Source organism: Colwellia psychrerythraea 34H, from assembly GCF_000012325.1.
GTDB classification, from domain to species: domain Bacteria; phylum Pseudomonadota; class Gammaproteobacteria; order Enterobacterales; family Alteromonadaceae; genus Colwellia; species Colwellia psychrerythraea_A.
Window position 1 is genome coordinate 221,635 of the sequence record NC_003910.7, and the last position, 26,292, is coordinate 247,926.

24 protein-coding genes are annotated in these 26,292 nt (G+C 39.0%); 10 read left to right on the forward strand and 14 right to left on the reverse strand.

Features of this window, described 5'->3' with window-relative positions; translation table 11 throughout:
* Positions 1 to 2: 2 nt before the first annotated feature.
* The 3 genes from CPS_RS00990 to bioH all read right to left on the reverse strand — a co-directional run bounded on the left by CPS_RS00990 (position 3) and on the right by bioH (position 2,298).
* Positions 3 to 1,043, reverse strand: a complete 1,041-nt coding sequence (locus tag CPS_RS00990; RefSeq protein ID WP_011041089.1) for a putative metalloprotease CJM1_0395 family protein — start codon at positions 1,041 to 1,043, stop codon at positions 3 to 5.
* A 25-nt stretch (positions 1,044 to 1,068) separates the two neighbouring features.
* The gene (locus tag CPS_RS00995; RefSeq protein WP_011041090.1) at positions 1,069 to 1,371 is read right to left on the reverse strand and encodes a hypothetical protein; all 303 of its coding nucleotides are present in this window, start codon (positions 1,369 to 1,371) and stop codon (positions 1,069 to 1,071) included.
* Between the two features lie 105 nt (positions 1,372 to 1,476).
* Positions 1,477 to 2,298 carry a pimeloyl-ACP methyl ester esterase BioH gene (gene bioH / locus CPS_RS01000; RefSeq protein WP_011041091.1) on the reverse strand — a complete coding sequence of 274 codons (822 nt, stop codon included), beginning with the start codon at positions 2,296 to 2,298 and terminating at the stop codon, positions 1,477 to 1,479.
* A gap of 63 nt (positions 2,299 to 2,361) precedes the next feature.
* Between bioH and CPS_RS01005 the strand changes: the two genes are divergently transcribed.
* Positions 2,362 to 3,144 (forward strand): ComF family protein, encoded by a 783-nt coding sequence (locus tag CPS_RS01005; RefSeq protein ID WP_041736536.1) that lies wholly within the window; start codon positions 2,362 to 2,364, stop codon positions 3,142 to 3,144.
* Positions 3,145 to 3,156: 12 nt separating this feature from the next.
* Here CPS_RS01005 and CPS_RS01010 read toward each other — a convergent pair whose 3' ends face one another.
* The gene (locus tag CPS_RS01010) at positions 3,157 to 5,733 is read right to left on the reverse strand and encodes a M14 family metallopeptidase (protein WP_011041093.1); all 2,577 of its coding nucleotides are present in this window, start codon (positions 5,731 to 5,733) and stop codon (positions 3,157 to 3,159) included.
* A 184-nt stretch (positions 5,734 to 5,917) separates the two neighbouring features.
* Here CPS_RS01010 and nfuA point away from each other — a divergent pair, with 184 nt between their 5' ends.
* From nfuA to CPS_RS01035, 5 genes are all read left to right on the forward strand, one after another.
* Positions 5,918 to 6,496, forward strand: a complete 579-nt coding sequence (gene nfuA, locus CPS_RS01015) for a Fe-S biogenesis protein NfuA (RefSeq protein ID WP_011041094.1) — start codon at positions 5,918 to 5,920, stop codon at positions 6,494 to 6,496.
* 12 nt (positions 6,497 to 6,508) lie between these two features.
* Complete coding sequence (locus CPS_RS01020; protein ID WP_011041095.1) at positions 6,509 to 6,781, forward strand: hypothetical protein; 273 nt, start codon at positions 6,509 to 6,511, stop codon at positions 6,779 to 6,781.
* Entirely contained in the window at positions 6,782 to 7,144 is a 363-nt protein-coding gene (locus CPS_RS01025) for a VanZ family protein (RefSeq protein ID WP_011041096.1), read from the forward strand.
* A 114-nt stretch (positions 7,145 to 7,258) separates the two neighbouring features.
* Positions 7,259 to 7,540 (forward strand): hypothetical protein, encoded by a 282-nt coding sequence (locus CPS_RS01030; RefSeq protein ID WP_011041097.1) that lies wholly within the window; start codon positions 7,259 to 7,261, stop codon positions 7,538 to 7,540.
* A 268-nt stretch (positions 7,541 to 7,808) separates the two neighbouring features.
* Positions 7,809 to 8,882 carry a polysaccharide deacetylase family protein gene (locus CPS_RS01035; RefSeq protein ID WP_011041099.1) on the forward strand — a complete coding sequence of 358 codons (1,074 nt, stop codon included), beginning with the start codon at positions 7,809 to 7,811 and terminating at the stop codon, positions 8,880 to 8,882.
* Positions 8,883 to 9,183: 301 nt separating this feature from the next.
* Here the strand turns inward: CPS_RS01035 and CPS_RS01040 are convergent, their stop codons facing one another.
* The 10 genes from CPS_RS01040 to lexA form a co-directional block, all read right to left on the reverse strand.
* Positions 9,184 to 9,852, reverse strand: a complete 669-nt coding sequence (locus CPS_RS01040) for an SCO family protein (RefSeq protein ID WP_011041102.1) — start codon at positions 9,850 to 9,852, stop codon at positions 9,184 to 9,186.
* 78 nt (positions 9,853 to 9,930) lie between these two features.
* A complete protein-coding gene (gene cyoE / locus CPS_RS01045; protein WP_049757975.1) occupies positions 9,931 to 10,851 on the reverse strand; it encodes a heme o synthase in 921 nt (306 codons plus the stop codon).
* Between the two features lie 25 nt (positions 10,852 to 10,876).
* Entirely contained in the window at positions 10,877 to 11,938 is a 1,062-nt protein-coding gene (locus tag CPS_RS01050; RefSeq protein ID WP_011041104.1) for a COX15/CtaA family protein, read from the reverse strand.
* A 4-nt stretch (positions 11,939 to 11,942) separates the two neighbouring features.
* Complete coding sequence (locus tag CPS_RS01055) at positions 11,943 to 12,578, reverse strand: hypothetical protein (RefSeq protein WP_011041105.1); 636 nt, start codon at positions 12,576 to 12,578, stop codon at positions 11,943 to 11,945.
* Between the two features lie 44 nt (positions 12,579 to 12,622).
* Complete coding sequence (locus CPS_RS01060) at positions 12,623 to 13,441, reverse strand: SURF1 family protein (RefSeq protein ID WP_011041106.1); 819 nt, start codon at positions 13,439 to 13,441, stop codon at positions 12,623 to 12,625.
* 10 nt (positions 13,442 to 13,451) lie between these two features.
* Positions 13,452 to 14,336 carry a cytochrome c oxidase subunit 3 gene (locus CPS_RS01065; protein ID WP_011041107.1) on the reverse strand — a complete coding sequence of 295 codons (885 nt, stop codon included), beginning with the start codon at positions 14,334 to 14,336 and terminating at the stop codon, positions 13,452 to 13,454.
* Positions 14,337 to 14,363: 27 nt separating this feature from the next.
* Positions 14,364 to 14,933, reverse strand: a complete 570-nt coding sequence (locus CPS_RS01070) for a cytochrome c oxidase assembly protein (RefSeq protein ID WP_011041108.1) — start codon at positions 14,931 to 14,933, stop codon at positions 14,364 to 14,366.
* A gap of 5 nt (positions 14,934 to 14,938) precedes the next feature.
* Positions 14,939 to 16,561, reverse strand: coding sequence for a cytochrome c oxidase subunit I (gene ctaD, locus CPS_RS01075; protein ID WP_011041109.1), 1,623 nt, complete (start codon positions 16,559 to 16,561; stop codon positions 14,939 to 14,941).
* Between the two features lie 11 nt (positions 16,562 to 16,572).
* Positions 16,573 to 18,132, reverse strand: a complete 1,560-nt coding sequence (gene coxB / locus CPS_RS01080; RefSeq protein WP_011041110.1) for a cytochrome c oxidase subunit II — start codon at positions 18,130 to 18,132, stop codon at positions 16,573 to 16,575.
* Positions 18,133 to 18,697: 565 nt separating this feature from the next.
* On the reverse strand, positions 18,698 to 19,333 hold the full coding sequence (gene lexA, locus CPS_RS01085) for a transcriptional repressor LexA (protein WP_011041111.1): 636 nt from the start codon (positions 19,331 to 19,333) through the stop codon (positions 18,698 to 18,700).
* A gap of 842 nt (positions 19,334 to 20,175) precedes the next feature.
* On the opposite strand from lexA, the gene CPS_RS01090 reads away from it, so the two are divergent.
* The 4 genes from CPS_RS01090 to CPS_RS01105 all read left to right on the forward strand — a co-directional run bounded on the left by CPS_RS01090 (position 20,176) and on the right by CPS_RS01105 (position 26,270).
* Complete coding sequence (locus CPS_RS01090) at positions 20,176 to 23,007, forward strand: TonB-dependent receptor (RefSeq protein WP_011041112.1); 2,832 nt, start codon at positions 20,176 to 20,178, stop codon at positions 23,005 to 23,007.
* Positions 23,008 to 23,142: 135 nt separating this feature from the next.
* Positions 23,143 to 24,756, forward strand: a complete 1,614-nt coding sequence (locus tag CPS_RS01095) for a tryptophan halogenase family protein (RefSeq protein WP_011041113.1) — start codon at positions 23,143 to 23,145, stop codon at positions 24,754 to 24,756.
* Between the two features lie 65 nt (positions 24,757 to 24,821).
* Positions 24,822 to 25,550 (forward strand): SapC family protein, encoded by a 729-nt coding sequence (locus CPS_RS01100; RefSeq protein ID WP_011041114.1) that lies wholly within the window; start codon positions 24,822 to 24,824, stop codon positions 25,548 to 25,550.
* 9 nt (positions 25,551 to 25,559) lie between these two features.
* A complete protein-coding gene (locus CPS_RS01105; protein ID WP_011041115.1) occupies positions 25,560 to 26,270 on the forward strand; it encodes a DUF6445 family protein in 711 nt (236 codons plus the stop codon).
* Positions 26,271 to 26,292 lie beyond the last annotated feature (22 nt).

Genomic DNA, 26,292 nt, shown 5'->3' on the forward strand with positions numbered 1-26,292 from the left:
AGTTATGCTGTTATTTTGAATTGAAAGTTATCAGGTTTTTCATAACCTTGACTGACAGTGAAGTAAAAGCTTTCAATTCGTTGTGCTCGCTGTTGAACGTCACTTGTCTGTACAGACTTTACACCTAGATTTGAGGCTAGCTTTTGATTCGATGAGTCAGAGATTACAGCATCTTGTGCGGATAATGTTTGATTAATTAATGCATCAAATTCATTTCTTTTATCATGATTGTTTTCATAAGCTGAAGTAGCATTTGTCTGTGTATTCAGACTTTTATCTGCTGAATCTGATTGAGTTGCTTCATTACCTTTGAGTGCTAATAACTCTGATTGTGCCGCGAGAATATTTTGTGCTGCGCTAGCTGCTACTCGAGTATCTTGTGCTGATGGATTCGTTGGTGCCATTGCTGCAGCGTGTATTTTTTGCATCTTAACTATAGTGGCTTGTGGGTCACCTGCTACGTTACTTAAATCTACTGCAACTTCCCCATCCGTTACATATTTTTTCCCGTCAGGCCCTATTTCAAAAGTATATGAAGGTGAGCCTGTGGCAGCACCGCCTGCCGTTGCGTGAGCTAACTCATGCGATCTGACTTCTTTATCTCTTTGTTGCAACTGAGTAATAATTTTTTCGTCAGCACGCACTTGGTTACTGTTTTTTTCAGCTCTATCGTTCTCTGAAGTGCTGCTGTTAGTGCTCGAATGTTGGTCTTCTTGGTTTTGCTTAGAATTCTGCTCGTCTTGCTGAGACTTACCTTGTTGATCATCTTGTTGATTGTCTTGTTGATTTTCTTGCTCAGAAATAGAACTGGCAGCATGCTCTGCTTGCTTTCTTAAATTAGCAAAATCGACTTGTTCGTTTGCTTGAGCAGGTGTACGAGCTCGATCTTTATCTGAAGCGACACCTTTATCAGCAGCGGATGGATTGGTAGCAGCAACTTTGGTGATAATTTCTCGTTGATGATTCTCTCGACGCAAGCCTTCCGTAGGCGGATTGACTACGGTGGCTAAGGGTAAGTTTGCTGTATGCGGGGTTATATTCATAAGTAAAATTAATTGCTAATTAAGCTTAGGCGGTTACATCAAGGAGGGTGCCTAGTGAATCATCAGCACTTTTAATCACTTCTGTTGAAGCTTTCGCTTGATACTCAGCCACTTTCAAATTGACTATCGCTTGGTTTAAATCAGGCAATTCATTATTGCGACTTGGATTGCTTAGCTCAGTATTAACCTCACCGTTATTAGCAGGATTCTTTTGTGTTTCATTACTCAAAGTAGTACTGGCGACAATATCCTCAGCAGCTTGATCAGCTGTTGCTCTCGCATTTTGTAAACCTTGTAAACCTGAATTCATTGCAGATGGTATTTCCACAGGTAAGCCTTTATTGTCAATAAGCTACATTGGTTAATTATTAATCTAAACAACGAAAAAGTAAAGGTGAAATTACCCTAGAGAGGGTAACTATCCTTTATGCTGTTAGTTAAAGTGTGAATCAAGCCAAACGACTAATACCTGATAAAAATCATCAAGGTGAGAAATAAATGGTGCATGAGAAGCATCAGCAAATAAGTGTTGGTCACTATTTGGTGCTAAATAACTGATTTTTTCCATTACTTCTTTGGGCACTAAGCTATCGTTATGCCCGTATAACCGTAGAAGTGGTTGTTTGATTTTTGATAAATGTAGGCGAAGATCACTGTTACTTAATAACGCGAGTGAGTCAGCTAAAGTTTGCTGACTAGGGAGAGTATGTGCCATAACTAACTGGGTAATTAGTTTTAAGTCTTGTCGGATATGAGGGCTGCCCATTGCTTGAATCTTTAAAAAACCACTAATTGTTTTCGCAGTATCTTGTGCTAATTGTTTATGAAAGCTCTCTAATACATTTTCTTTTATACCTGGCCAGTTATCTGTCGGTTGTTCGACAAAATATGGGCTACTGGCAACAGTAATTGATGCTAATACTTTCTCTGGGTACTTAAGTGACATTTCCGTCGCTATTAAGCCGCCTAATGACCAACCAAGGTAAATAGCCGGTTGGTCAATTACTTGTTCGATATGATGGCAAATATTTGCTAAAGAGTAAGGTTTTATATCAACAGCGCTATTGATACCAAAGCCTGGTAGATCAATGGTTATGAGCTGATAGATACTCTCATCGTTTCTATGGAATAACTCTAACAGTGGCTGCCAAACACCTGAATTTAACCCCCAACCATGAAGAAGAACAATAGGAATTACATTTTTTTTTAGTGTGTTATTAGGAGAAAATGTGGAAAATGTTAAGCTTTTTGCCATGCTTATTACTGCACTATAATTATCATGGTATTAGTTTATATCATAAGGCAAAAGGTAAGCAATATGGCATGGAAGCTAGATTCAAATATATTTAAGCGGTATTACATCGATACACTCAAGAGTATAAGCTGCTGTGATTTGTGCGGCGCAAACGTCAGTGATAGCTATCTACTTGGTTATTCGTTATCACAAGCACTACTCTGTCAGTCCTGTGTAAATGATTTGCCCTATTTCAATCAAAGTCTAATCGCAGGTAATTTACTACGTTGGCCTGCGGTTCACCGTGCGTTACCCAATATTCACTTTGAACAGTTATTTGCGTTATCACCTTATATTTACCCCTTTAATAAATGGTTAGCTCAAATGAAATACTTAGGGCGTTTCGAGTTAGCAAGTTTATTTAGTGTATTACTTTGTGCTCAGTGGCAAGCAATGATAATGAATCAAACCATTATCCCCATTAATTTAGTGCTAGCAGTACCTCTACATATTAAGAAATGGCAGGTTCGTGGTTATAACCAAGCGCATCTCATTGCAAAGACCTTTGCCGAGACATTATCATTACCCTATGACGCCAACTTAGTGCTGAGAGTAAAAAACAATGATAGCCAAATGGGAAAAACGGGCAGTCAACGACGAAAAAATTTAGCCAACGCCTTTGCTTTACAAAGAAAGTTAGGAAGCCATATAAAACATGTTTTGATTGTTGATGATGTGGTCACAACTGGCACCACAGTCAGTGAGATAAGCAAACTGTTAAAACAAGCTGGCGTTGAAACCGTTACCTTAGTAACGGTTTGTTTAACAGTGCCTAATGCGAAGGATAATGGACCCGTGATTAGTTAATCTTTTATCAAATTATTTATATGGCGCAGAAAAAGCTTTACTAAAAAATAAACTGTTAGCGAGTAATTTTGCACTCCCATGCCAATAACCTCTAAATGCTAGTACCTCTGTTGTTGCTATTACTCGGCCTTTGCCGACATTGTGAGCAACAATCGCGGCATTATGTGCTAATCGATTAACCAAGTTTTTGTCAGTATAACCACTGAGTAAAGGTGCTGGCGTATATTTTGCTAAGGTTATAAATGGCTGTTGGGGATGTTCCATTATCAAATTACTATTACGGAATAAAGGCAATAAGCTTTGTTGATAGCCATAAGCTAGCGGATGGCTAGTATCTAACTGTACTTGGAAAATAGCGCCCGCAATACGTTTACGACTAGCGAGGCTTTCTTTATCTTGATAGTTGAGTTTTTCATCATCAAACAATTGATTTATCTGTTCTTTAGTAACAAACCTAGCACGTAATATTTCTTGTTTGGCTAACCAAAGAGACGCACGCTTTTGACTGATTATCACCCCGCCTTGTTTAACCCATGCTTTGATTTTTTTCGCAGTATCATCAGTAACGTGCTGGTAATCACCATCAACGAGAATGATATGGCTATAGCTCGATAAGTCGACTTGTCTTAACTGATTATGGTCGATAATAGATAGTGGGATATTAAGTGTTTCATCGAGATAGAAGCGGACTTCACCTGCTTCGTATTGAGATATGCCAGCACCCCCTAATAAAAGTGTTTTAGCCTTACTAATTGGCTTTAATGAACTGCTCCCAATATCAACCCCTTTCATGGTCAAACCGGTACTAATACTGCTCAACTTAATACCAGCACTATTACTGGCGGAAATTAATGTCTCTTGCCAATTTTCGATCTGTTGAATACCTGCGGGAATCACTATGCTACCCGCTTCAAACTGCTTGGTTTCACCATTGATTAAACTTGTGAAAGGCTTAGTTGCTACTTTTGCTTTGATATTATTATTTAGAAGCTTATTGAGTAACTTAGGCGCTAAAAAGTGATGCCATTCAAAAATGTAGCCGTACGCTGATATGCTTTTATTGTTTGGTTTGGTCGTTGAAGGCATGGCCCACGCTTGTTTCGCCAACTTTAGTCTACGAGTACGGTTTACTGGGATAGATTCAATATTCATAGCTAACGGCATTGTCCAACCCGAAACATCATAAAAAGTATTATCTTTAAAGTTAGTTTGTTGATTAAACAAAGCTTGAATTAGTCGAAACTGAGGTTGTGCAAGAGGTACGTAATAACTGTTATCTTTCTGGTATTCAGTATCTTCAAATTCAAAGTCAGCGATCAGCGGATAAACCTTAATTTTATGCTGCGCGAGTTTTGACAACAAAGTATTGAGGCGAAATTTATCGCTACCTTCGTGCAGTAAATAGCCGGTAAAATCTTCTTTTTTTGCTAGTTTATTACTTTGTTGATAAAACTCACTGCGGTATTGCTTTAATTGCTTTCTATTTTCCCAAGCACCATTGATGGTAGAGAGGGAGGTGGTCACATGGTTTTCTATACTAAACTCTAACGTCAGTAAGCCATTGATTGTTTCTTGCTGCATTCCTCTAGCACTAGCTTGCTCGAACAATATACCTATGCTGCCATTAATATCAGGATAGGTTGAGCCCTTACCGTAGTAAAAATCATCGAAATTCTCTTCGCTATAATAAAGACGTTTTTGTTTATCTAATGCTGAAGCATGAAATTTTGACAATGTTGTTGTTAAGTCGACATTTCTTTTCGGAGTCAGTGGGTGAGTCCGACTTTGGATGCCAGGCTGAAAAAAATAACTGCTGTTATGACCCATTTCATGAAAATCACCAACAACGTGGGGTTGGTATTGGTGGAAATATTCTAATCGATGTTGGCTTTCTTGTTGAGAGAGTAATAACCAGTCGCGGTTCAAGTCAAACCAGAAATGATTGGTTCGCCCTGTAACCCAGCCTTGATGGTGTTCTATATGGTTGGCATCGCTATTGTCAGTAGAATTGCGATAAGTACTAACCCAATTAACAAATCTATCCATGCCATCAGGGTTAATACTAGGCTCTAAAACTATCACGGTATTGGCAAGCATTTCAGTAAGACTTTTATCTGTGTTAGCAGCTAAATAATAAGCAACAATCATGGCTGCATTTGCACCACTTATTTCATCACCGTGCACGCTATAACCTAACCAAATAACTAAGGGGGCTTTGTCGGATTTTTGATTATCTAGCTGACCTTTCTTTTGAGAAAACAGGTTACGTTCACTGAGAATACTCGATAGATTTGCTAAGTTTTCAGAGCTAGAAATGGTAACGAGTAACTGTTCTCGTTGCTGAGATGTTGTTCCCATAGAGGTAATATTTACCCGCTCAGAGTCCTTCGCCAACTGATAAAAATAGCTTTTTAGTTGATCATGTCTAACATGGCGTTGGCCAATTTCAAATCCTAAGCTGCTACTTGGTAAGGATATTTTGCTATTAAATTTGCTACCTGCTGGTAAGTAATCTTGCGCGGGCATGGCAATAATACAGTTAGAACAGAGCAGCGTAATGGATAAAATCAGAATTCGTAAAAGTAACATCTAGATGACCTCGGTATTTGACTTATATAAAGTATCAAACAAAAGCGTAAAAATCATTAGCACATAACTAAATAGCAGCGTAAAATGGTCATACTTGAGTAAAACAGTCAGGTATTTTTTCAACTGATTACTTTAAAGTAATTTTAAAGTAATAAAAGTATCCGAGAGAAAGAGAGCTAACACCATGATCACTATTTCAGAAAATGCTCAACAGCATTTTATTAAATTACTTTCGCAACAAGCTGAAGGTACCCATATTCGAGTTTTTGTTGTAAATCCTGGCACAGCGAAAGCTGAATGTGGCGTTTCATATTGTCCACCTGACGCGGTTGAAGCCGATGATATTCAACTGCCATTTGAAGGTTTTTCAGCGATGGTTGATGCTGACAGCAAAGGTTTTTTAGAAGACGCAGAAATTGATTTTACCACGGATCAAATGGGCTCACAGCTTACTTTGAAAGCGCCAAACGCTAAATTACGTAAAGTTGCTGATGATGCTCCACTATTTGAACGTGTGCATTATTTCTTACAAGCAGAAGTTAACCCTCAGTTAGCAGGTCATGGCGGCGAGTGTACTTTAGTCGAAATTACCGACGATGGTTATGCTGTATTGCAATTTGGTGGTGGCTGTAATGGCTGTGCACAAATTGATGTTACGGTAAAAGATGGCATTGAAAAGCAATTAATTGAATTAATGGCTGGCGAAATTAAAGGCGTTAAAGATGCTACAGAGCATGAACGCGGTGACCATTCGTATTACTAAAATTTAGTTCGTATGAATAAAATATTAGAAAAAATAGGCCAAAATCCACAATACAGTTTAACGCTGTTTTTACGTGGACTTGGCCTTTTTGTTATTGGTTTACTCTTTGTTGCGTTGGGATACTTTTATCACCACCTTTGGCAAATTGTTGGCATCATAACACTGGCTATCGCTTGCTTATTGGCCGCATGGGGATATCTGGGTATTTTTGCCAATCGTTGGTTAAATATTCTTTATCGAACTCGACCCGCTAATAAGCGTCCAACCGAAAAAAACTCCCATTAAATGATCTTAATAACTGATTTTATAAAACAATATTGGCTTCACTTAACTGTTTTCTTACTTACTGCTATCGCTACTTTGTCTTTATGGCCTGCTGAATATTTACCTCAAGTCCCGGGTAGTGATAAAACGCATCATTTCATCTCTTATGGCGCATTAATGTTCCCAGTAGCATTACGAAAACCTAAATACTGGTTATGGATTACGTTAGGCTTTGCTGGCTTTAGTGGTGCTATTGAATTGATTCAGCCTTATGTTAATAGGTATGGCGAATGGCTTGATATGGCTGCGAATGTTGCAGGTTTGGCGTGTGGCATTATGTTCGCTAAGATCATTGAGTATTTCACTGTGAGTAACACTAAGTAACACTTGATTACACAACACATACAGACGATGAATTAATAGTTGACCGGCATCAAGCTTGATACCTCTTGGCATGTTAGTATTCCTCTACTGTTACCTCATTAAGCCAATTACCTTATGTCGAAAGAAACTCCTGCGCATCACCTTCCGGTAGCACATCCACCAAAGCGATTATGGCAGAAAATATCGTCAATCATCGCAAAAGGAAGTTTTGGCTTGGCTGCTATTGGCGCAGTGGTAACAATTATTTATGGCAATGATGTTGAAGCCGATATTAAAGCCGCGCTTGGCGCAACTACCTTTTTTTGTGTAGCTGTTGGTGTTGTCTGTCAAGCGATGGGTAGTACGAGTATTCCAAACTTAAAGCCTACCCCGAAAGAACTTGATGATAAAAAATGATATCAAGCACTTTCTTTTGTAGCGATGAGTATGGCGCCAATGCTAATGCCACTCAACGATTATGCATATTCAAGCTGTCTTATTGCGGCGGTATCAACTAAGCCGTACAGTGGTATAGTAATATTTGATAGGATCAACGAGAAGACAGATAAAATAGGTGCTTATGTTGTTCGTACGGCTAGTTTTAATCCAAAATAACGCCTAAAGTTCTAGTGCTTTAAAGTAAAAAACGTTATTTTATCTCATCTGATTTTTATAGGTATATACCATGAAGTATATGTTGCGGACACTAGTTTCAGTTTCATTATTATTGAGCGTTGCGCTCAGCAGTCATGCAGCAGTAATTTTACAGTACCATCATGTTAGCGATAGCACCCCAGCAAGCACCAGTATTTCCCCAAAGCAATTTGAAGTGCACCTACAATATCTTAAAGATAATAATTTTAAAGTGGTGCCTTTATCTGAGTTAATTGAAGGCATTAAAAACCAACAAGCTTTACCCGATAAAAGTGTCGCTATTACCTTTGATGATGCTTATATTGATGTGTTAACGCAAGCTAAGCCCATCTTAGATAAGTTCGCATTTCCGTATACCATTTATGTCAATCCAGGCATTATCGCTCGTAACGAAAAAAATGATGCTTCCCATTATTTATCATGGATCCAGCTCAAAGCGCTTTCAGATGAAGGTGTGATTATTGCTAACCATGGTTATGAACATGATTCTATGGCGCGAATTACTGAGGGGTTAACGCAAACACAATGGCTGAGTAAACAAACAGAACTATTATTAAAAGCTGAAGCGGTGATTAAAGAAAATACCGGCCAAAGCTGGCGATATTATGCTTATCCTTATGGTGAATATGATGTAGCGATACAAGCATGGGCTAAAGAAAATGACTTTGTTGCTTTTTCTCAACAATCAGGCGCGATTGATTTGTCGACAGACTTAACCAGCGTGCCCCGTTTTCCTGCTTCAAAGCCCTATGACAAAATTTCTGGTTTACGTGATAAGTTGAATTCATTAGCGTTTAATATTCGTTTAGAGGGTGAACAAGCTGAAACAATTTTTAAACACAAAGAAGCTAAAAGCATCAATTTTGTTATTGAAACGGGGGACTTTTATAAATCAGCCCTCAATTGCTATATTTCAGGTTTAGGTAAGCAAAAAATCACGTGGAATGATGATAAAAGTTTTAGTATCAATTTTAGTAAAGACCTGCCAGTTGGGAGAGTTCGAGCTAACTGCACGGCGGCAAGCATTAGTAAGCCAGGTCGCTATTATTGGTATTCTAAGCCATGGTTTATCTTAAAAGATGATGGCAGCTGGTACCATTTATAAAAAGTAAGTCGTTACCCTTGTTGCCAATCTCTTCTTAATTATTGATATATACCCGTAATCATTCAAAATTCTCGATTCAGAGTACTTGAGCAATGTCAGTTTGAGGCGCGTCAATTAAATCATGGTCATTCCCTATTTCTTTGACGCAACAATAAAATGAGCTTTGCTCAAGCGCTTCTGCGATGGGGCTAGAAACGATTGATACGTCGTTATTGATTTTCAGAATGGAACAACCATTCTCTGTAATCAATGCCTTATCTCAATCGTTTTTTTCTCCCACTGAAACATGCATTTTGAATGGTCACGGGTATAGCGCGACTATTTTTTGATAGTCGCTTAATAACTTCTCATTATCAATACTAGGTACATCACCTACTACTTGTTCAGGTCTAAATATTGCCGCTATCTTTCCTGCGGGATTGATCAAAACTAGTGAAGCGCTGTGATCAACCCAATAGTCTTCATCTCCTGCAGGTACTTCAACTTTGTCTTTACTTGCCTCTTTACTAGTGATGGCGTACATCAAGCCTAAATTTCGAGAAAAGGGGAAAAGTACATCGTGTTCTGCGCGAAGTGCTTTAAAGTTAGGGTTAAAATATCCAATGTATTGCTCAAGCTTTTCTCTACTGTCTCTTTTGGGATCAACAGAAACTAATAACACTTGGCTATTGCTGGCAATGTTAGTTAAGTCCTCATAAATGAAATTGAGGTTTTGTAGAGTGGTTGGGCATACATCAGGACAAGAGGTATAACCGAAAAAAACCAGTGACCATTTGTCTTGTAACTGCTCATTATTAAAAGGCTGTCCTAACTCATCCGTTAAGGTAAAGGCTGATATTGGCCGAGCCTGCTGATAATGCAAAGCATATTCAGGTAGAGATAGTTGCTTTGTTTTATTAATAAGATAAAAACCAGCCGCGCCGGCACAGATTGAGAGTAAAGCAATAATAGTATAAATATGTTTATTCATCGAAATCCTATGTTTAATGCCATTGTTAGACGTTACAGATATTAAGTCGTTGGTGATGCTGAGACTTGATTGTCAAATCTAGCCCATTGGTAGCCAATAATGATCGAGCAGTAAAATAATGAAAAGTAACATTAAATGAATGATGGAAAATTTAAATGTTGCCATAGCGGTTCCTTCTTTTGCATTAAACTTGAGCTGCCAAGCATAGCCAAAAAAGATCAAATTCAAACTACACGCCCCGATTAAATACAACCAATTACTCATGCCAACTAAATAAGGTAATAAACAAACTACAAAGAGTAAGACGGTATAGAGCAGTATTTGTGTTTTAGTGAAACTCACGCCGTGGGTTACCGGTAACATAGGAATATTTACTTTGGCATAATCATTTTTACGGTGAATAGCTAATGCCCAGAAGTGTGGCGGTGTCCAAGTAAAAATAATTAAAACTAATAACAAAGCGTTAGGTACCACTTCATTGGTCATAGCTGTCCAACCCAATAATGGCGGGATAGCACCAGCTAAACCGCCGATAGTAATATTTTGTGGCGTAGCACGCTTTAAATACATGGTATAGACAAAACTATAGCCGACTAAGCCAGCTAAGGTCAAAAAAGCCGTCAGTGGATTCACTAAAGCATAAAGAATAATAAAGCCGAGCAAGGCTATGCTAGTGGCAAATACAATGGCATTGGTAACACTAATTTTACCTGCAGGCAGAGGTCTGTTATGGGTTCTACCCATAACAGTATCAATTTTTTCATCGACAATATGGTTAATAGCGGCTGCCGCAGAAGATAATAATCCGATACCAAGCATCGCAGGTATTAGCCGTTGCCACGGTAAGGCCCCAGGAACAGATAAACTCATGCCAACCAATGCCGTTAGTACCAATAAGGCAACAACTTTAGGTTTGGTAATGTCGTAATAAGCACGCCAATTAGCAAATATGTTACTAATGGAAAAGTGATGGTGGCCGGTATTAATCACCGATGGCATAGGTGTTATGGTTTTATTAATTACTTTACTCATAGAGAGACTCCTTGGAATTTTGTCTTAATTTATAAGCTAAGGTGATCAAACTCAGCATTAAACAGGCAGCAACTAAGTTGTGTGCGACAGCCACTTTGAGTGGCAACGAAAACCAGATATTACTAACCCCTAAGCTTATTTGAATGATTAATAAGCTTAATAAAATAGTGGCAGTACTCTTTATAGCAGGCGTTTTCGTCTTGATAAAAATAGTGATGGCTAACCAAGCGAGAAATACGCCGGTAATGATGGCACCAAAACGATGGCTAACATGAATAGTGACTCTTTCATTATGTGCCAAGTGTCCAAATTCATAGCTCTCTTGCTTTGGGGGAATCAAATCAAAGGACTGCTCAAAACTTAAATCGGATAGCCAATCACCCTGACAAATTGGTAACTCTACACAGCTCATTGCTGCATAATTTGAGGAGGTCCAACCGCCTAAGGCAATTTGTGCAGTTAAAATAATAATGCCGATTAACGCATAGCCACTGTACTTTTTAAGTTGTGACTCAGTTAAACTTTCTCCCTGAGTTTTTTTGCTTCTAGCATTAATGCGTAAATATAATAAGAATAGTAAACAAAGCGTGGTAAAACCGCCGAGTAAATGTCCCATTACCACTATTGGCATTAATTTCAGTGTTACTGTCCACATACCTAATGCCGCTTGGAAGGTAACAATACATAAAATACATAGCGGTAGAAATATCGGATATCTAACTTTTGAGCTTTTTGAAAAGCGTAATTTTATTGAAAAAATCGCTATTACAGCTATAAGCAAACCAAGACTGCCAGCGAAGTAGCGATGAATCATCTCATTCCATGCTTTAGCTGGTTCAACAGGTCGTTCAGGAAAAGCTTGCTCAGCAGCAGCGATTTGTATACTCGTTTCAGGTACATCGATTAAACCATAACATGTTGGCCAATCAGGACAGCCGAGACCCGCATGAGTTAAACGTGTATAAGCACCTAAGCCAATAACAACAACGGCTAACAGTAAACTAGTCAGCACTAAACGTCGCAGTGTCTGTGTGTTTTTACTGTGTTCTGTCATTGAGTTAACCCACCTTAGAATATTTCAATAGTTTCTTCATATCGGCGACAATAGCTTTACCAAAAGCCGGTTGAAGTTGTTCTTGTTCGGGTAGTTGATGTCTTAGAATAACGTTACCTAAAGGATCTGCGATAAGTACTTGTGGCCCATGCAGTAAATTGTTCATTTGTGGGGTTAAAGCAAGTATTTTCCACTGACTCTTGGCCAGTTGTTTGCTTTGTTGGGCAGAAAAAATGTTCTCCTTGAGTAACACTGCAGACACCCTTGGCATATCTTTTCCTAGGGCTACATAGCTATTATGTACAGTCTCAATGCTATGTAAGCACATCTCAGGACATGTATTAGGTAGTCGGTAAATAATAAGCCATTGTTTGGCAAGTTCTGACTCATCTATACCCAACTCTTTTAGTGTCAATGGCTGCGCTAATAACTTACCTTGATTTGTTACGCCTAGGTTTAGCCACTGATTGTCTAAGGCTAATTTGGCTAATAATATTGGCAATATAAATACCGTAATTAACAAGAGTAAACTACGACGACTTCTCTTTTGTGAGGCGTGGTTGGAAGTATGGTCTAATTTATTGGTACTGGTTAAAGTACTGTTATTACTTGAATCATCTGTATTTATTGACCTAGCCATATGTTAACGCCTTATTTTTCTATTATTATTGTTAATGTTTTCGCTTAAATATTCTGTAAAGCATCAGGTGCATTTTTGGAAGAAACACGAGCAGATTTTTGTGTTTTAATCCGCAAGCAAATCATTAATATCAACCACGCAGTAGCTAAAGCAGCCCATTGAAAGGCGTAGCCGAAATGTTTTTCGGCGGGCATCACCATAGGGTGCCAATTTTTTTTATAACCAAGGTTGTCTTCTGGGTCTACATAGATAACAAATGGGAGTAGTGGCTTATCTATTAACGGAGATATTAGCGCAGAAAATTTATCGAGTTCAATTTGTTGTACCCGCAATGGCCAACTTGGCTGAGTAAAATCTTGTGCTGTAAGCATTATTCCTTGCTCAATAATACGTACATGACCACGAAAATTATGCTGTCCATTTAGAGGAGTAACATCAGGAAGTATGCTTCGATCAATTGAGCCTTGTACCCAACCTAAATTGATTAATACGGAATTAGTCGGCGTTTGAACAACTTGAAATACACGGTAACCTAAAGAGTTATTTTCGACCTGATTATCGAGTAAAAATACAAAATCATCATTAAATTGACCTGTAATAGTGACCGGAAAATCATTAATACTTTCTTTACCGGTAAATTGCTTATCCTGCGATAATTTGACTATTTCACTTAGGGTTAATGGTGATTGCTGATTAAGTTGCGTAATACGGATAGCACGTTTTTCTTTCTCGAAGCCGCGGTTATACTGCCAAAAAGATAATTTAACTAAACCAGCAAACACTATAATCGTTAGCCCTAACCAAAGGGCACTTCTTATCAATGATTGGGTAAATATTTTTTTCCGCTTATTGATAGTCTCCAAAAATAAGGCCTTATAAAATATAGACAAAAACAAAAAGCATGACCCAAACAACATCGACAAAATGCCAATACCAACTTGCCGCTTGAAAGGCAAAATGATTTTCTGGGGTGAAATGACCTTTTAATACTCTAAACCACATGACTATCAACATGATACAACCCAAAGTAACATGCATGCCGTGAAAGCCAGTCAGTAAATAAAAAGTATTACCATAGACGCCACTATCTAGAAATAGTCGCATTTCTTCAGAGTAACCATGCGCGTATTCTTCTACTTGAAAGAACATAAACGCTAAGCCAAGTACTATCGTTAGACCAAGCCATGCTTTAAGTGGTCCACGATTATTTTTAATTAATGCACTATGAGCAAAGTGAGCGGTAATTGAAGACGTTAATAATAAAACGGTATTAATTAAGGGGAGACCATACCAACCCATGGCTGTGGTAGTAGTGCCGTCGGGGGTTGTTAATAAAGGCCATTGGGCAACAAAGTCAGGCCAAAGTACGGCGCCTGTTGATACGTTGTTACCTGCACCGCCTAACCAAGGCACAGAAAATACTCGTAAATAGAGTAAAGCGCCAAAAAAAGCGGCAAAGAACATCACTTCAGAAAAGATAAACCAACTCATGCCTTGGCGGAATGAATTATCCATCTGATGCGAGTACTTACCCGTTAGCGACTCACTAATTACATCACTAAACCAACCCACAAGCATATAGACCACAAGTGCAATACCAGCCAAAAGCAAATATCCACCGTAACCACTTTTTTCATTTGCTAAGTCGGTGACGTAGTTAGCCGCACCAAAGGCAATCATAAATAGTGCTATTGCGCCGACAATTGGCCAGTGGCTTTGGCTGGGTACGTAATAACTTTCGTATTCTTTGTTAGTCATTTTCTATCCCTTTTTTCGAGTAGAACCCTATGACGATTTCTCGGTTATGTCATACAAGGTATAAGATAAAGTTAAAGTATTTATATCTGCAGGCAGCTCTAAATCGACATAAAACTGCAAACTCATTTCAACTTCTTTTCCCGCGGCTAGCGGTTGTTGAGTAAAGCAAAAACATTCAATTTTATGAAAATAGTTTGCTGCCAAACCCGGTGATACTGAGGGTACGGCTTGACCGATAATGTCATGAGAAGCATTGTTTTTTGCATAAAATGAGACTAATTTCATTTCACCGGGATGGACACTAATTTCATTAATGACTGGCTCAAATTCCCATGGAATACCTTTAGCATTTCGGGTAATGAACTGCACCTTAACGGTACGTAGTTTATCTATGCCGTCAGCCTCATAAGTCGCTGCAGTATCATTTGTTTTACCATTTAGGCCAGTAATATCACAAAACACATCATATAAAGGTACCAGAGCAAAACCAAAGCCAAACATAGCAACAACGACAAGCAGTAATTTCCTTACTGTTTTATTGTTATTACTTATACCTGTACTGGTATTTATGTTGGCTTTGTCATCATCAGTGCTCATACAAGTTAGTGCTCGTGTTGGTCAGCATTATCAATGTCTTGCTGCGATGGTGGTGTACTAAAGGTATGATATGGGGCAGGGCTTGCTACCGTCCACTCTAAACCGATTGCTCCATCCCAAGGTTTTGCTGGTGCTTTCTCGCCGCCGCGAATACATTTTATTACCACCGCTAAGAAAATAAGTTGTGATAAACCAAATGCAAAACCACCAATGCTGACCCACTTATTAAAGTCAGCAAACTGCAGTGCATAATCTGGAATTCTGCGAGGCATGCCTGCTAAACCTAAAAAGTGCATAGGGAAAAACAGTAAGTTCACAGAGATTAATGAACACCAAAAGTGCCACTTGCTCAACGTATCGTTGTACATGTGACCGGTCCATTTTGGTAGCCAGAAATAAGCACCTGCATAGAGAGAGAATAATGAGCCAGTAACCAACACATAATGAAAGTGAGCGACAACAAAATAGGTGTCGTGATATTGGAAGTCGACCGGTGTCATCGCCAACATCAATCCTGAGAAACCACCGATGGTGAATAAAATAACAAAGGCGATTGAAAACAGCATTGGTGTTTCAAAAGTTAATGAACCGCGCCACATAGTAGCGACCCAGTTAAATACTTTCACCCCAGTAGGTACGGCAATTAGCATAGTGCAATACATAAAGAATAACTCACCAAATAGCGGCATACCGGTGGTGAACATGTGATGTGCCCATACGATAAATGACAACAAAGCAATGGACGATGTGGCATAAACCATTGAGCTATAACCAAATAGTCGTTTACGTGAGAACGCCGGAATAGTGGTAGAGACAATGCCAAAGGCTGGCAAAATCATGATATAAACCTCAGGGTGACCAAAGAACCAAAAAATATGCTGGAACATAACTGGGTCGCCACCACCAGCAGCATCAAAGAAACTGGTACCAAAATAAGTATCGGTAAGTAACATGGTCACTACACCTGCGAGCACAGGCATGACGGCAATCAATAAATAGGCCGTGATAAAAAAGGTCCAAACAAATAAAGGCATTTTCATATATGTCATGCCAGGAGCGCGCATATTCATTATGGTGACAACGATATTAATCGCCCCCATGATGGAAGAAATCCCCATGATATGAACAGCAAAAACGAAGAAAGCAGTACTGCCATTAGAGTAGGTCGTTGATAATGGTGCGTAGAAGGTCCAACCAAAATTAGGCGCGCCACTTTCCATAAAGAAAGAGCCAAGTAAAATAGCAAAGGCAAAGGGAAGAATCCAAAAGCTCCAGTTATTCATACGAGGTAGCGCCATATCTGGGGCACCTAACATCATAGGAAGCATCCAGTTAGCGAAGCCAGTAAATGCAGGCATAATGGCACCAAACACCATAACTAACCCGTGGACAGTTGTTAATTGGTTAAAAAAGTCCGGCTCAACTATTTGCAGACCTGGCTGAAATAACTCAGCGCGGATCACCATAGCTAAAGCGCCACCAGTTAAAAACATAATAAAAGCAAACCATAAATACAGGGTGCCGATGTCCTTATGGTTAGTGGTATAAAGCCAGCGTTTTATGCCTGTCATTTTATGGTCACCATAATGTTCGTCGTGCGAATCTTGTTCTATAACGTCTGTGGTCATTTTATATCCCCCTACTTCGCACTAGCAGCATCAACAGCTGCAGGTTGTACTAAATCACCGGTATTATTTCCCCAAGCATTACGCTCATAAGTCACAACAGCGGCTATTTCGGTTTTGGTTAATTGACTACCAAAAGCAGCCATGGCAGGATTTTTCTTACTACCGTTAAGCACCATATCTAAATGAATAGCGATATCCCCCATTGCAATCAAACTGCCTTTAAGCGCAGGAAATGCTGGAGGTAATCCTGCACCTGTTGGTTGATGACAAGCAACACAAGCTGTCATATAAACTTTTTCGCCCATAGCCATTAATTCATCTTGGCTATACACTTTAGCTAAATCCTCAACGGGTGCTTCTTCAGTCATTGTCTCTACCGCATCTTCAACGTTAGTTTCAATTGTGACGACTCCTTTAGCATCTTGTGATGTGTTATCAACAGCAGACTTTACATCAGAGGCTTGCACGATATCACCAGTATCATTGCCCCAAGCATTTCGCTCATAAGTGACGACTGCGGCTATCTCTTTTAAACTCAATTGTTTGCCATAGGCTTGCATACCTGTGCCCGCTTTACCGTTAAAGACAATATTGAGGTGCTCTTCTATCGTACCCGTTGTAGCTATAGGGCTACCTTTTAATGCAGGGAAGGCCGGCGGCAAACCTAAACCGGTTGGTTGATGACAAGCTGAGCAGTAGGCTGTGTAAGTTGTTTCACCTAATTGCATAAGTTCTTCTTTTGATACAGAAGCGTTTAATGAGTCTTGTTCGGCACTTGCTGCAGCGGCGATACGTTGTTGTTGTTCATTGAGCCAAATGTCATAATCTTCAGCTGATTTTACCTCAACAACTATGGGCATAAAGCCATGATCTTTTCCGCATAACTCGGCACATTGACCGCGATAGACACCGGGTTCTTCGACTCTAGTCCAGGCTTCATTGATGAATCCTGGATTAGCATCCTGTTTAACGGCAAAAGCAGGCACCCACCATGAATGGATAACATCATCAGATGTTATTAAAAATCTAACTTTTTTATTAGCAGGAATAACAAGCGGCTTATCAACCTCAAGTAAATAGTTTTTACCTTTGATGGCGCTAGTTTCTTGTTGGTTTTGGTATTGCTCGCGAGGGGTGGAAAGCACAGAATAATATTCAATATCTTGGTCAAAGTATTTGTAATGCCATTTCCATTGCGAGCCCGTGATTTGAATCGTAACATCAGAGTTCTCATTGTCTTCCATCGCTATCAGTGTTTGTGTAGCAGGCACTGCCATGGCGATTAAAATAACAATGGGTATTGCTGTCCATAAAATTTCTACTTTAGTACTTTCATGAAAATCAGCAGGCTTTGCACCTTTAGATTTTCTGTGAAAAGCAATCGACCAAAACATAGCGCCAAAAACTAAAATACCGATAGCAGTACAAATATAGAGCACTAGCATATGTAAATCATATACGTCTCTACTAACGGCAGTAACCCCTTTAGTTAGGTTTAACTGCGTCTCTGCCCAGGCTGAATTGGCAAATAGGCTGACCAACACTAGCCAAATTAGCTTATGTTTCCCCACACGGCATCTCCTCTTTTCAATGATAGAGAACAGATGTGCAGCAATGTACTTCATAACTCACTGAACTGAATATCTGTTGTTGTTATTATTATTTTTATCAACTAACAAGAGCTCGGTTTAGCCACGGTTGCGCTATATAGAACGGTTCATGACGAATATACATAATTTAGAGATCAAGTTAATTATCGACGTAAAAGAGTAATCAGTCATAGTACTAGTGAACTAGTGTGACAGGATTAGCAAACAGACGTCTTTTTATTCTTTTTATGTTCGTTTTGTATGCGTTACTATTTATAGAATTACGCTAAAAATTGATCTAGGTCAAACATTTTATAACTGAGGAATTATAAAAAAGCCATTTAATTCAATGGAGTAATAGCTCTAAAGAGAGTGTGAGCTCTACTGGGACTAGCTTTGATTAAATCTAATAAAGGGATTTAAGAATTACAGAAAATCACGTGGAAATTTAGAAAGGAAAATATTGAAGATAAATAAAAACGCCATATTTATTACGCAGTAATTAGGTAATAAATATGACGAATGCTGTAACAGTGGCTATGATGGATTACATCCAACGTCCACTTCGAATAATACCGACGGCGATACCCTCAATATTAAACTCTTGATTAGCTAAGTCGACTTTAATAGGAGAGAAGTCTTCATTTTCTGCATGCAAATAGACAACATTTCCTTCACGTTTGAAACGTTTTACGGTGACATCATTTTCAACACGGGCAACAACAACTTGACCATTCTGTACTTCAGTAGTTTGATGCACAGCAAGTAAGTCGCCGTCTAGAATACCGATATCTTTCATGCTTTCGCCATTTACACGCAAGAGATAATCGGCAGCAGGATGGAATAAATTACCATCCATTTTATAATGTTCTTCAATATGCTCTTGCGCCAAAATAGGTTCACCGGCGGCAACTCGCCCTATCAGTGGTAAACCTTCTGCTTCAAGCATTTCTTCAACCAAGCGAATGCCACGAGAAGTGCCTGCAAGCATTTCAATGTAGCCTTTTTTTGCTAAAGCTTTTAAGTGTTCTTCGGCGGCATTAGCTGATTTGAAACCAAAAAAATTAGCGATTTCAGCACGTGTAGGTGGCATGCCTGTATCTTGAATCTTTGCTTTGATTAAATCATAAATCTGTTGCTGTCGTTTAGTCAGTGGGCGTAATTCGGTAGTTGAATCTATCATAGCTTTAGCCTGTAAATTTACACAGTATTACTGGTAGTATATACAGGATGTGATGAAAGGCAAGCCCCGCTTAGGTATATCTAACTAATTATTGTTTACGTGCAGAAATCACCTCACATTATGATTATCTACCTATGTTTTCATGAGAGTATATTGTTGTTCACAGCTGACTTTATATGAATTATCAACATGACTACTAATAATTAAGTTTATGGTTAGTAAGCTATTAATTGACAACAGGGTGGTTTGACACGTGTAAATTTAACCAAGTATATACTCGTTTATATAGCCCTATTTTTATTACCAGACCATAATTTAGCTTTCATCATCTATATCCAGCACATAGATTATTAACTAGTAAATATAATATAGTTTTGTCAGAATGATTTTAAGTTTGGCTACATTAACGCACTAAAAATAACAAAAGGTTACCGATGCACTGGCGGAAAAAACTTGTTCAATCGTCTTTAATATTTGTAAGTGAAAAACTTACTGTTGAGGTTATTGAACAACGAAAATTTAACTCAGCTAGCATAGCAGCAACACTCGCTTTAGCGTGTGCTCCATATGTTCAAAGTGCTGAATTAAGTAATACCTATTCGTTCAATATTCCTCAGCAAAGAGCAGATCTATCGCTCACTCAATTTGCAGAGCAAGCCGACTTAACGCTCATTTTCTCACTTGATAAAGTAAGTGATATAACGGCAAATAAGTTAACTGGCAATTATTCTATTGAACAAGCCATTAAACTTTTACTTGAGGATACGGAGTTAGTTGCAACATTGAGTGGTCAAGGTCTGCTTTCCATAAATAATAAAAATGATTTGGGGAAGACAGATAACATGTTTAAAAAAAATACATTATCGACAGCAATTATTGCAATTTTAGCGTCAACAGCTTCAGTGCAAGCGCATGCTGAAGACAGTAAAACAGCTGAAAAAGACGTTGAAAAAATCACCGTTACAGGCATTAGAGGCGCTCTTGGTCGCGCTTTAGACACAAAACGTGAAGCTAGTGGCGTAGTTGATTCTATTTCTGCTGAGGATATTGGCAAGTTTCCGGACACTAACCTTGCAGAATCATTACAACGTATTACTGGCGTCTCGATAGATAGATCGGGTGGTGAAGGTCAAAAAATCACCGTGCGTGGTTTTGGTCCACAATTTAATACAGTACTTGTTAATGGTCGACAACAAGCCTCTGAAGATCCAGGTCGTGATTTTAGTTTTGATACGCTTGCTGCCGAAATGGTAAAAACCCTAGATGTGCATAAAACATCATCAGCGACGGTACAGTCAGGTGGTATTGGCGCCACGGTTAATATTGAAACGGCGAAACCTTTTGCTATTAATGGTTTTAAATTAGCGGGTAGTGTCAAAGCAACTTATGATGGTAATAGTGAAGAGACCTCCCCACAAGCGTCACTTTTGATAAGTGATACCTTTAATGATGATACCTTTGGTGCTTTATTTGCAATCTCGTATTTAGAGCGTGAAACGAAATTAAATCGTGCTCAAAGTGCTGGTTGGCGTGAAAATTCTTCTTTCGGCAAAGGCGCTCCTGTAACAGAGTCCGGTGACGTATATACCGGTAATATATTTATTCCGCAAAACTTTGATTCATTGGTTACCACAGAAAAACGTGAACGTACCAATGCAAACTTAGTCTTGCAGTATGCACCTTCAGATAACCTTGTCATTACCGCAGATGCATTATATTCAGACTTTGATGTCAAATCTGATACAACATCTTATGGTCATTGGTTTACTTCTGATAATGTTGAAAATGCTGTTGTTGATGCCAATGGTACTATCACTTCAATGTATCAAGAAACAGGTTTAGCAACTGACTTTCACGCTAAAAAAGCGGATCGTTTAACTGATTCACTTTCTATTGGTTTGAACTTTGATTGGGATGTTAATGATAACTTAAATATGAAGTTTGATTTAAGTAACTCAACAGCTAAAAGAGAACCAAATAATGGTCGTGGTGGTAGCTTAGCGTTATTAGGTTATGCCAACCGAGTTCAATGGAATGTTGATGGTAATATTTTGCCTTATTACTCTGACTTTGCAACCCCAGACCCTTCAATTTACAGTGGTCAGCAAGAAGGAGATGGTGTTAATCAAGATCCAAATAGTCCTGATTATGTCTCACCTACGGGGGTTTCTGATTATTTAGATCCCGCCAACAGTCGTGCCCATGTAATGATTCGAGACAGTAAAGAAATTGAGGATGTTGTTACTCAAGTAAAATGGGATAGTCTTTGGTTATCGGATGGAGATACTGGTTTCTCTGCTGCCCGTTTTGGTGCTATGTATTCTACTGAAACCAAAACAGTAAATTCTTGGGATAATACCACTAGCGGAATTCATTGTACCTACTGTAATTACCAAGACTTCCCTGATGTTAGCGCCTTCCCTCAAGAAGTATTTGATGCAGGAAGTGACTTTTTAAGTGATGTTAGTGGCAGCGGTCGTACACCTTCACAATGGTTAAAATTTGATGGTGAAGCATTATTCGATTTCTTAGGTGCAGTTGAAGGCGTTGATTTTAACGCTGTAAAAACTAATAACTCTTTTGAAGTTAAAGAAGAAACGACTGCTTTTTATCTAGAGCTGGATTTTGAAGGCGAGATAGCAGGTATGCCTCTCTATACTACTGGTGGCTTCCGTTACGAAAGCACTGATGTCACTGTAGGCGCAACACAAGCTAATGTTCAGCGATTAGATATTCTTGATGCAACTGAAATGCTAGCGGTTTATGGCCCAGCTTCAGACTTTGATGAAAGTAGCAGTTATGCTCAAATTTTACCTAATTTTAGTACTAAATTAGAAATCACAGATGAACTCGTTGCTCGTGTTGCCGCATCAAGAAGTATTTCACGACCTACTTTAAGTAGCTTGCGTCCAATAACGTCGTTAGATACTGTGCGCCAGGGTAACTTACAGTCTTCCAGTGGTAATGCTGCATTAGTACCTTTTAGCTCTGATAACTTAGACTTGTCAATTGAATGGTATTACGCGGATGCTAGTTATGTTTCAGCGGGTTATTTCAGGAAACATGTTGCTAACTTTATAACCAGTAGTAAAAATCCTAAAACCTTTGTTACCGCTGATAGTAGTTTGTTAACTGACCCTTCTACAGGAAGTGATGTCAGTGCACCAGATGCAGATGACCAAGTTGCAGTCTTTACCAATACCGCGCCAAGTAATGGTGAGTCAGCTGTCGTTGATGGTTGGGAACTAGCGGCACAACATACCTTTGATTCTGGTTTTGGCCTGCTCGCCAATGCCACGCTTGTTAATAGTGATGCTGAATTAGATAATGCAGATATCACGCAAGTTTTTGCGTTAACAGGATTAAGTGATTCAACTAACCTTATCGCTTTCTATGAAAGTGGTGCATTTCAAGGTCGTATTGCTTATAACTGGCGTGATACCTTTTTGCAAAACCTTACGCAAGGTGGTGGTGATGGGGTAACTTATGTTGAAGCCTATTCTCAGTGGGATGCAAGCGCGAGTTATGACCTCACGGATCAAATTACCGTTTTTGTTGAAGGCATTAACTTAACGGAAGAATATACGCACAATCGTGGTCGATTCTCTAATCAAATATTAGAGGTTGTTGATAGCGGACGTCGTATTTCATTCGGTGTACGTGGCTCTTTCTAGTATATATTGACTAGTATATAAAGGCTTCTTTCTCAGGAAGAAGTCTTCTTCTCTGTATTTATAAGCAAGCAAATTTAGAGTTGAGTTTGTTTGCCTATGCGTATAACCCGCTTCTCTGCATAATAAAATACTTGGTTGCACATCATGAATAAATTAACAAAAACAGTGGTCATTGTCGGTGGTGGTATTGCCGGTTGGTTAACGGCTGGGCGTTTAGCGGCTAAACACAAAAGTAATACCGAGCAGGGCTTAAACGTTATTCTTATTGAATCGGCTAATATTCCTGCGGTAGGGGTTGGCGAAGGTACTTGGCCAACCATGCGCAGTACGCTGAGAGCATTAGGTATTAGTGAAAGTGATTTTATTCGTGAATGTGAGGCCAGCTTCAAACAAGGCGCTAAGTTTGCTAAGTGGTTTGACGGTACTGAAGATGACTTTTATTATCATCCCTTAGTTTTACCTCAAGGGTTTGGGAAAACAGATTTAGCGGCACATTGGTTAGCGAAGCAAACACAAACAAAGCAGAAAAATAGCCATGTGAACTCATTCTCAAATGAAGTTTGTTACCAAGAAGCCATTTGTGAGCAAGGTCTAGCACCTAAAACCATTCGTCATGCCGAATTTTCTGATGTAGCAAATTATGCTTATCATCTAGACTCAGCAAAGTTTGCCGTATTTTTGCAAAAGCATTGCCAAGAAAAGCTTGGAGTTACTCATATTGTTGATGACGTAACGGGTGTTAATTGCGACGTTAATCGTGCTGATAAAGACATTATCGACGAGACTATCGATAAGGGTGATATCCTTTCAGTTAGCACACAAAATCATGGTGATATTGCCGGAGAACTTTTTGTTGATTGCACGGGGTTTTCATCACTGTTATTAGGAAAACATTACCAGGTACCTTTTAAAAAGTGTGATGATATTTTATTTATCGATACTGCACTCGCGGTACAAGTCCCATATGATTCAAAAGATTCTCCTATCGCCTCACATACTATCTCTACAGGACAAAAAGCCGGTTGGATTTGGGATATAGGCCTACAACACCGTCGTGGCGTTGGTTATGTTTACTCTAGTAAACACTCAACAGAAGCAGAAGCTAGAGCTGTGCTTGCTGAATATGTTGGCGATAAATTCTCATCACTTAATGTGCGTAAAATCCCTATTGTCAGCGGTCACCGAGAGAAGTTTTGGCAAAACAATTGTGTCGCCGTTGGTTTGTCTGCAGGTTTTTTAGAGCCGCTTGAAGCCTCTGCTCTAGTCATGGTTGAGCTGGCAGCACAAATGATAAGTGAGCAATTACCCGCCTCTCGAGAGGTGATGGATGTTGTTGCTAAACGTTTTAATGAAACGGCGTTATACCGTTGGGATAGAATTATTGATTTCTTAAAATTACATTATATTTTAAGTGAGCGAACTGAACCTTTTTGGACAGATAATCGTGAATCAGCAACCATTCCACAAAGCTTACAAGACTTAATGACAGAGTGGAAATATCGTTCCCCAGCCGATCATGACTTTACCAGTAATAATGAAGTATTCCCTGCGGCTAGTTATCAATATGTACTTTATGGTATGGGTTTTAAAAGTGATTATTGTCATACTCCATACGCGTTCGATGACTGTGATTTTGCGGATGGCCAGTTCAAACAAAACAAAGTCTTAATTGATAAAGCGTTATCGTCATTACCCAGTAACCGAGAATTATTAGATAAAATTAAAAGCTATGGTTTTAGTCGAATTTAGTTACATGTCTGATCCACTTGATATAAGCGTTTGAAAATTTAGCATCACTTAAAGAGTAATAATAAATGGCACAATTAGTTGCGATAGATAATAAAAATCACCTTAACTTAAAAGTAGATGCGGCTAAGGCTGAATTACATGGTGCGGGGTTACACTTAGTGCCCGCAGTTATGGCTGAGTTTACCAGTATGGCGGTACAGTATCCTTTAGTTATTACTAAAAATGCAGATACTGGGCAGTTTGTGGTTGCTGCAATGTTAGGTTTTGAGTCGGGTGAAAACTTATTTTGGCGAGGTGGTCAGTGGCAAGGTTTATATCTGCCTTTACAAATTAGACGGCAGCCATTTTTTGTCGGTAACCCCGAACAAAACAGTGAACAAAAAGTTGCTGGTGATTATGTTGTCTGTTTTGATAGTGAAAGCCCAGCAATAGTTTCCAATGACGGTCAGGCATTATTTAGCGAAGATGGTGTGGACACTGAATATTTTCAACAAGCCAAGTATTGTCTTGCGCAGTTATTAGAAGGCGAGTTAGCAAATAAAAAGTTACTTGAGCAATTACAAAGCATGGAGTTATTGCAAGTGATGCAAATGGAAGTCACTTTTGCTAATCAGCAAAGTACCACCTTGAATGGTTTATATACCATTGATACAGAAAAACTTGCCGCCTTATCAGCTGAGAAAATAGCAAGTTTGCATAAAGCTGGACTGCTGCAAGCAATTTACACCCTAATTACCTCGCTTGGTCAAATTCATCATTTGATTGATTTGAAAAATAAACAACTAGGCTGTTAGTTGTTACCTATGTTTGATTTTAGCGTAAATAACCAAGCAATTTTATCAAAGCATATAATTGGTGATGAGAAAATCCCTTTACTGATTATTGATAACTTTGCCAATTCAGTGACTGATTTAGTTGAGTTTGCGGGAGATGGTTCGTCCTTTCAGGCAGATGAAAAGAATTTTTATCCGGGTAAACGTAAGTTAATGCCAAGCGAATATGGTGAGCAGGTATGTCGTCAATATTTACCCTTGTTTCACTCGTTTTTCGACTGTCCACAAACGAGTGCAGCCAAAACTGTTCTATCCGCCTTAGCGCTTGCAGATACTCCGGTAAAACAATTACGTCCTATGCAAATGCTGCCTCATATTGATACCCCACAAAGTAATCAATTTGCTGTTGTGCATTACTTATGTAATCAAGACCATGGTGGCACGTCTTTTTATCGTCATAAAGAGACCGGTTATCAAACGATTACCCAAGACCGATTATATCATTATGCACAGCAAGTAAAAAAAGAAGCTATAGCGAATCAAATACATAAAGCACCTCGTTATATGAGTGGTAGCGACAAACTATTTGAACAGCTATATTCAGTAGAAGCTAGAATGAATAGGGCTATTATCTATCCAAGTAATTTGTTGCACTCGGGTAATGTAAATGCAGCTTTAGGTTTGTCATCGCTACCAAAAAAGGGGCGTTTGACTATCGGTAGTTTTATTTTACTCGAATAACTTTTTGTCACTTTTATCTTTT

Bases quoted from the DNA above. Each gene is read 5' to 3' on its own strand.
- CPS_RS01100 (WP_011041114.1), top strand. From the start codon at position 24,822: ATGGCACAATTAGTTGCGATAGATAATAAAAATCACCTTAACTTAAAA.
- CPS_RS01005 (WP_041736536.1), top strand. From the start codon at position 2,362: ATGGCATGGAAGCTAGATTCAAATATATTTAAGCGGTATTACATCGAT.
- CPS_RS01025 (WP_011041096.1), top strand. From the start codon at position 6,782: ATGATCTTAATAACTGATTTTATAAAACAATATTGGCTTCACTTAACT.
- CPS_RS01090 (WP_011041112.1), top strand. From the start codon at position 20,176: ATGTTTAAAAAAAATACATTATCGACAGCAATTATTGCAATTTTAGCG.
- bioH (WP_011041091.1), bottom strand. From the start codon at position 2,298: ATGGCAAAAAGCTTAACATTTTCCACATTTTCTCCTAATAACACACTA.
- CPS_RS01020 (WP_011041095.1), top strand. From the start codon at position 6,509: ATGAATAAAATATTAGAAAAAATAGGCCAAAATCCACAATACAGTTTA.
- ctaD (WP_011041109.1), bottom strand. From the start codon at position 16,561: ATGACCACAGACGTTATAGAACAAGATTCGCACGACGAACATTATGGT.
- CPS_RS01035 (WP_011041099.1), top strand. From the start codon at position 7,809: ATGAAGTATATGTTGCGGACACTAGTTTCAGTTTCATTATTATTGAGC.
- CPS_RS01050 (WP_011041104.1), bottom strand. From the start codon at position 11,938: ATGACAGAACACAGTAAAAACACACAGACACTGCGACGTTTAGTGCTG.
- CPS_RS01030 (WP_011041097.1), top strand. From the start codon at position 7,259: ATGTCGAAAGAAACTCCTGCGCATCACCTTCCGGTAGCACATCCACCA.
- CPS_RS00990 (WP_011041089.1), bottom strand. From the start codon at position 1,043: ATGAATATAACCCCGCATACAGCAAACTTACCCTTAGCCACCGTAGTC.
- CPS_RS01070 (WP_011041108.1), bottom strand. From the start codon at position 14,933: ATGAGCACTGATGATGACAAAGCCAACATAAATACCAGTACAGGTATA.
- CPS_RS01105 (WP_011041115.1), top strand. From the start codon at position 25,560: ATGTTTGATTTTAGCGTAAATAACCAAGCAATTTTATCAAAGCATATA.
- CPS_RS01055 (WP_011041105.1), bottom strand. From the start codon at position 12,578: ATGGCTAGGTCAATAAATACAGATGATTCAAGTAATAACAGTACTTTA.
- cyoE (WP_049757975.1), bottom strand. From the start codon at position 10,851: ATGCCATCGGTGATTAATACCGGCCACCATCACTTTTCCATTAGTAAC.
- nfuA (WP_011041094.1), top strand. From the start codon at position 5,918: ATGATCACTATTTCAGAAAATGCTCAACAGCATTTTATTAAATTACTT.
- CPS_RS01010 (WP_011041093.1), bottom strand. From the start codon at position 5,733: ATGTTACTTTTACGAATTCTGATTTTATCCATTACGCTGCTCTGTTCT.
- CPS_RS01065 (WP_011041107.1), bottom strand. From the start codon at position 14,336: ATGACTAACAAAGAATACGAAAGTTATTACGTACCCAGCCAAAGCCAC.
- CPS_RS01040 (WP_011041102.1), bottom strand. From the start codon at position 9,852: ATGAATAAACATATTTATACTATTATTGCTTTACTCTCAATCTGTGCC.
- lexA (WP_011041111.1), bottom strand. From the start codon at position 19,333: ATGATAGATTCAACTACCGAATTACGCCCACTGACTAAACGACAGCAA.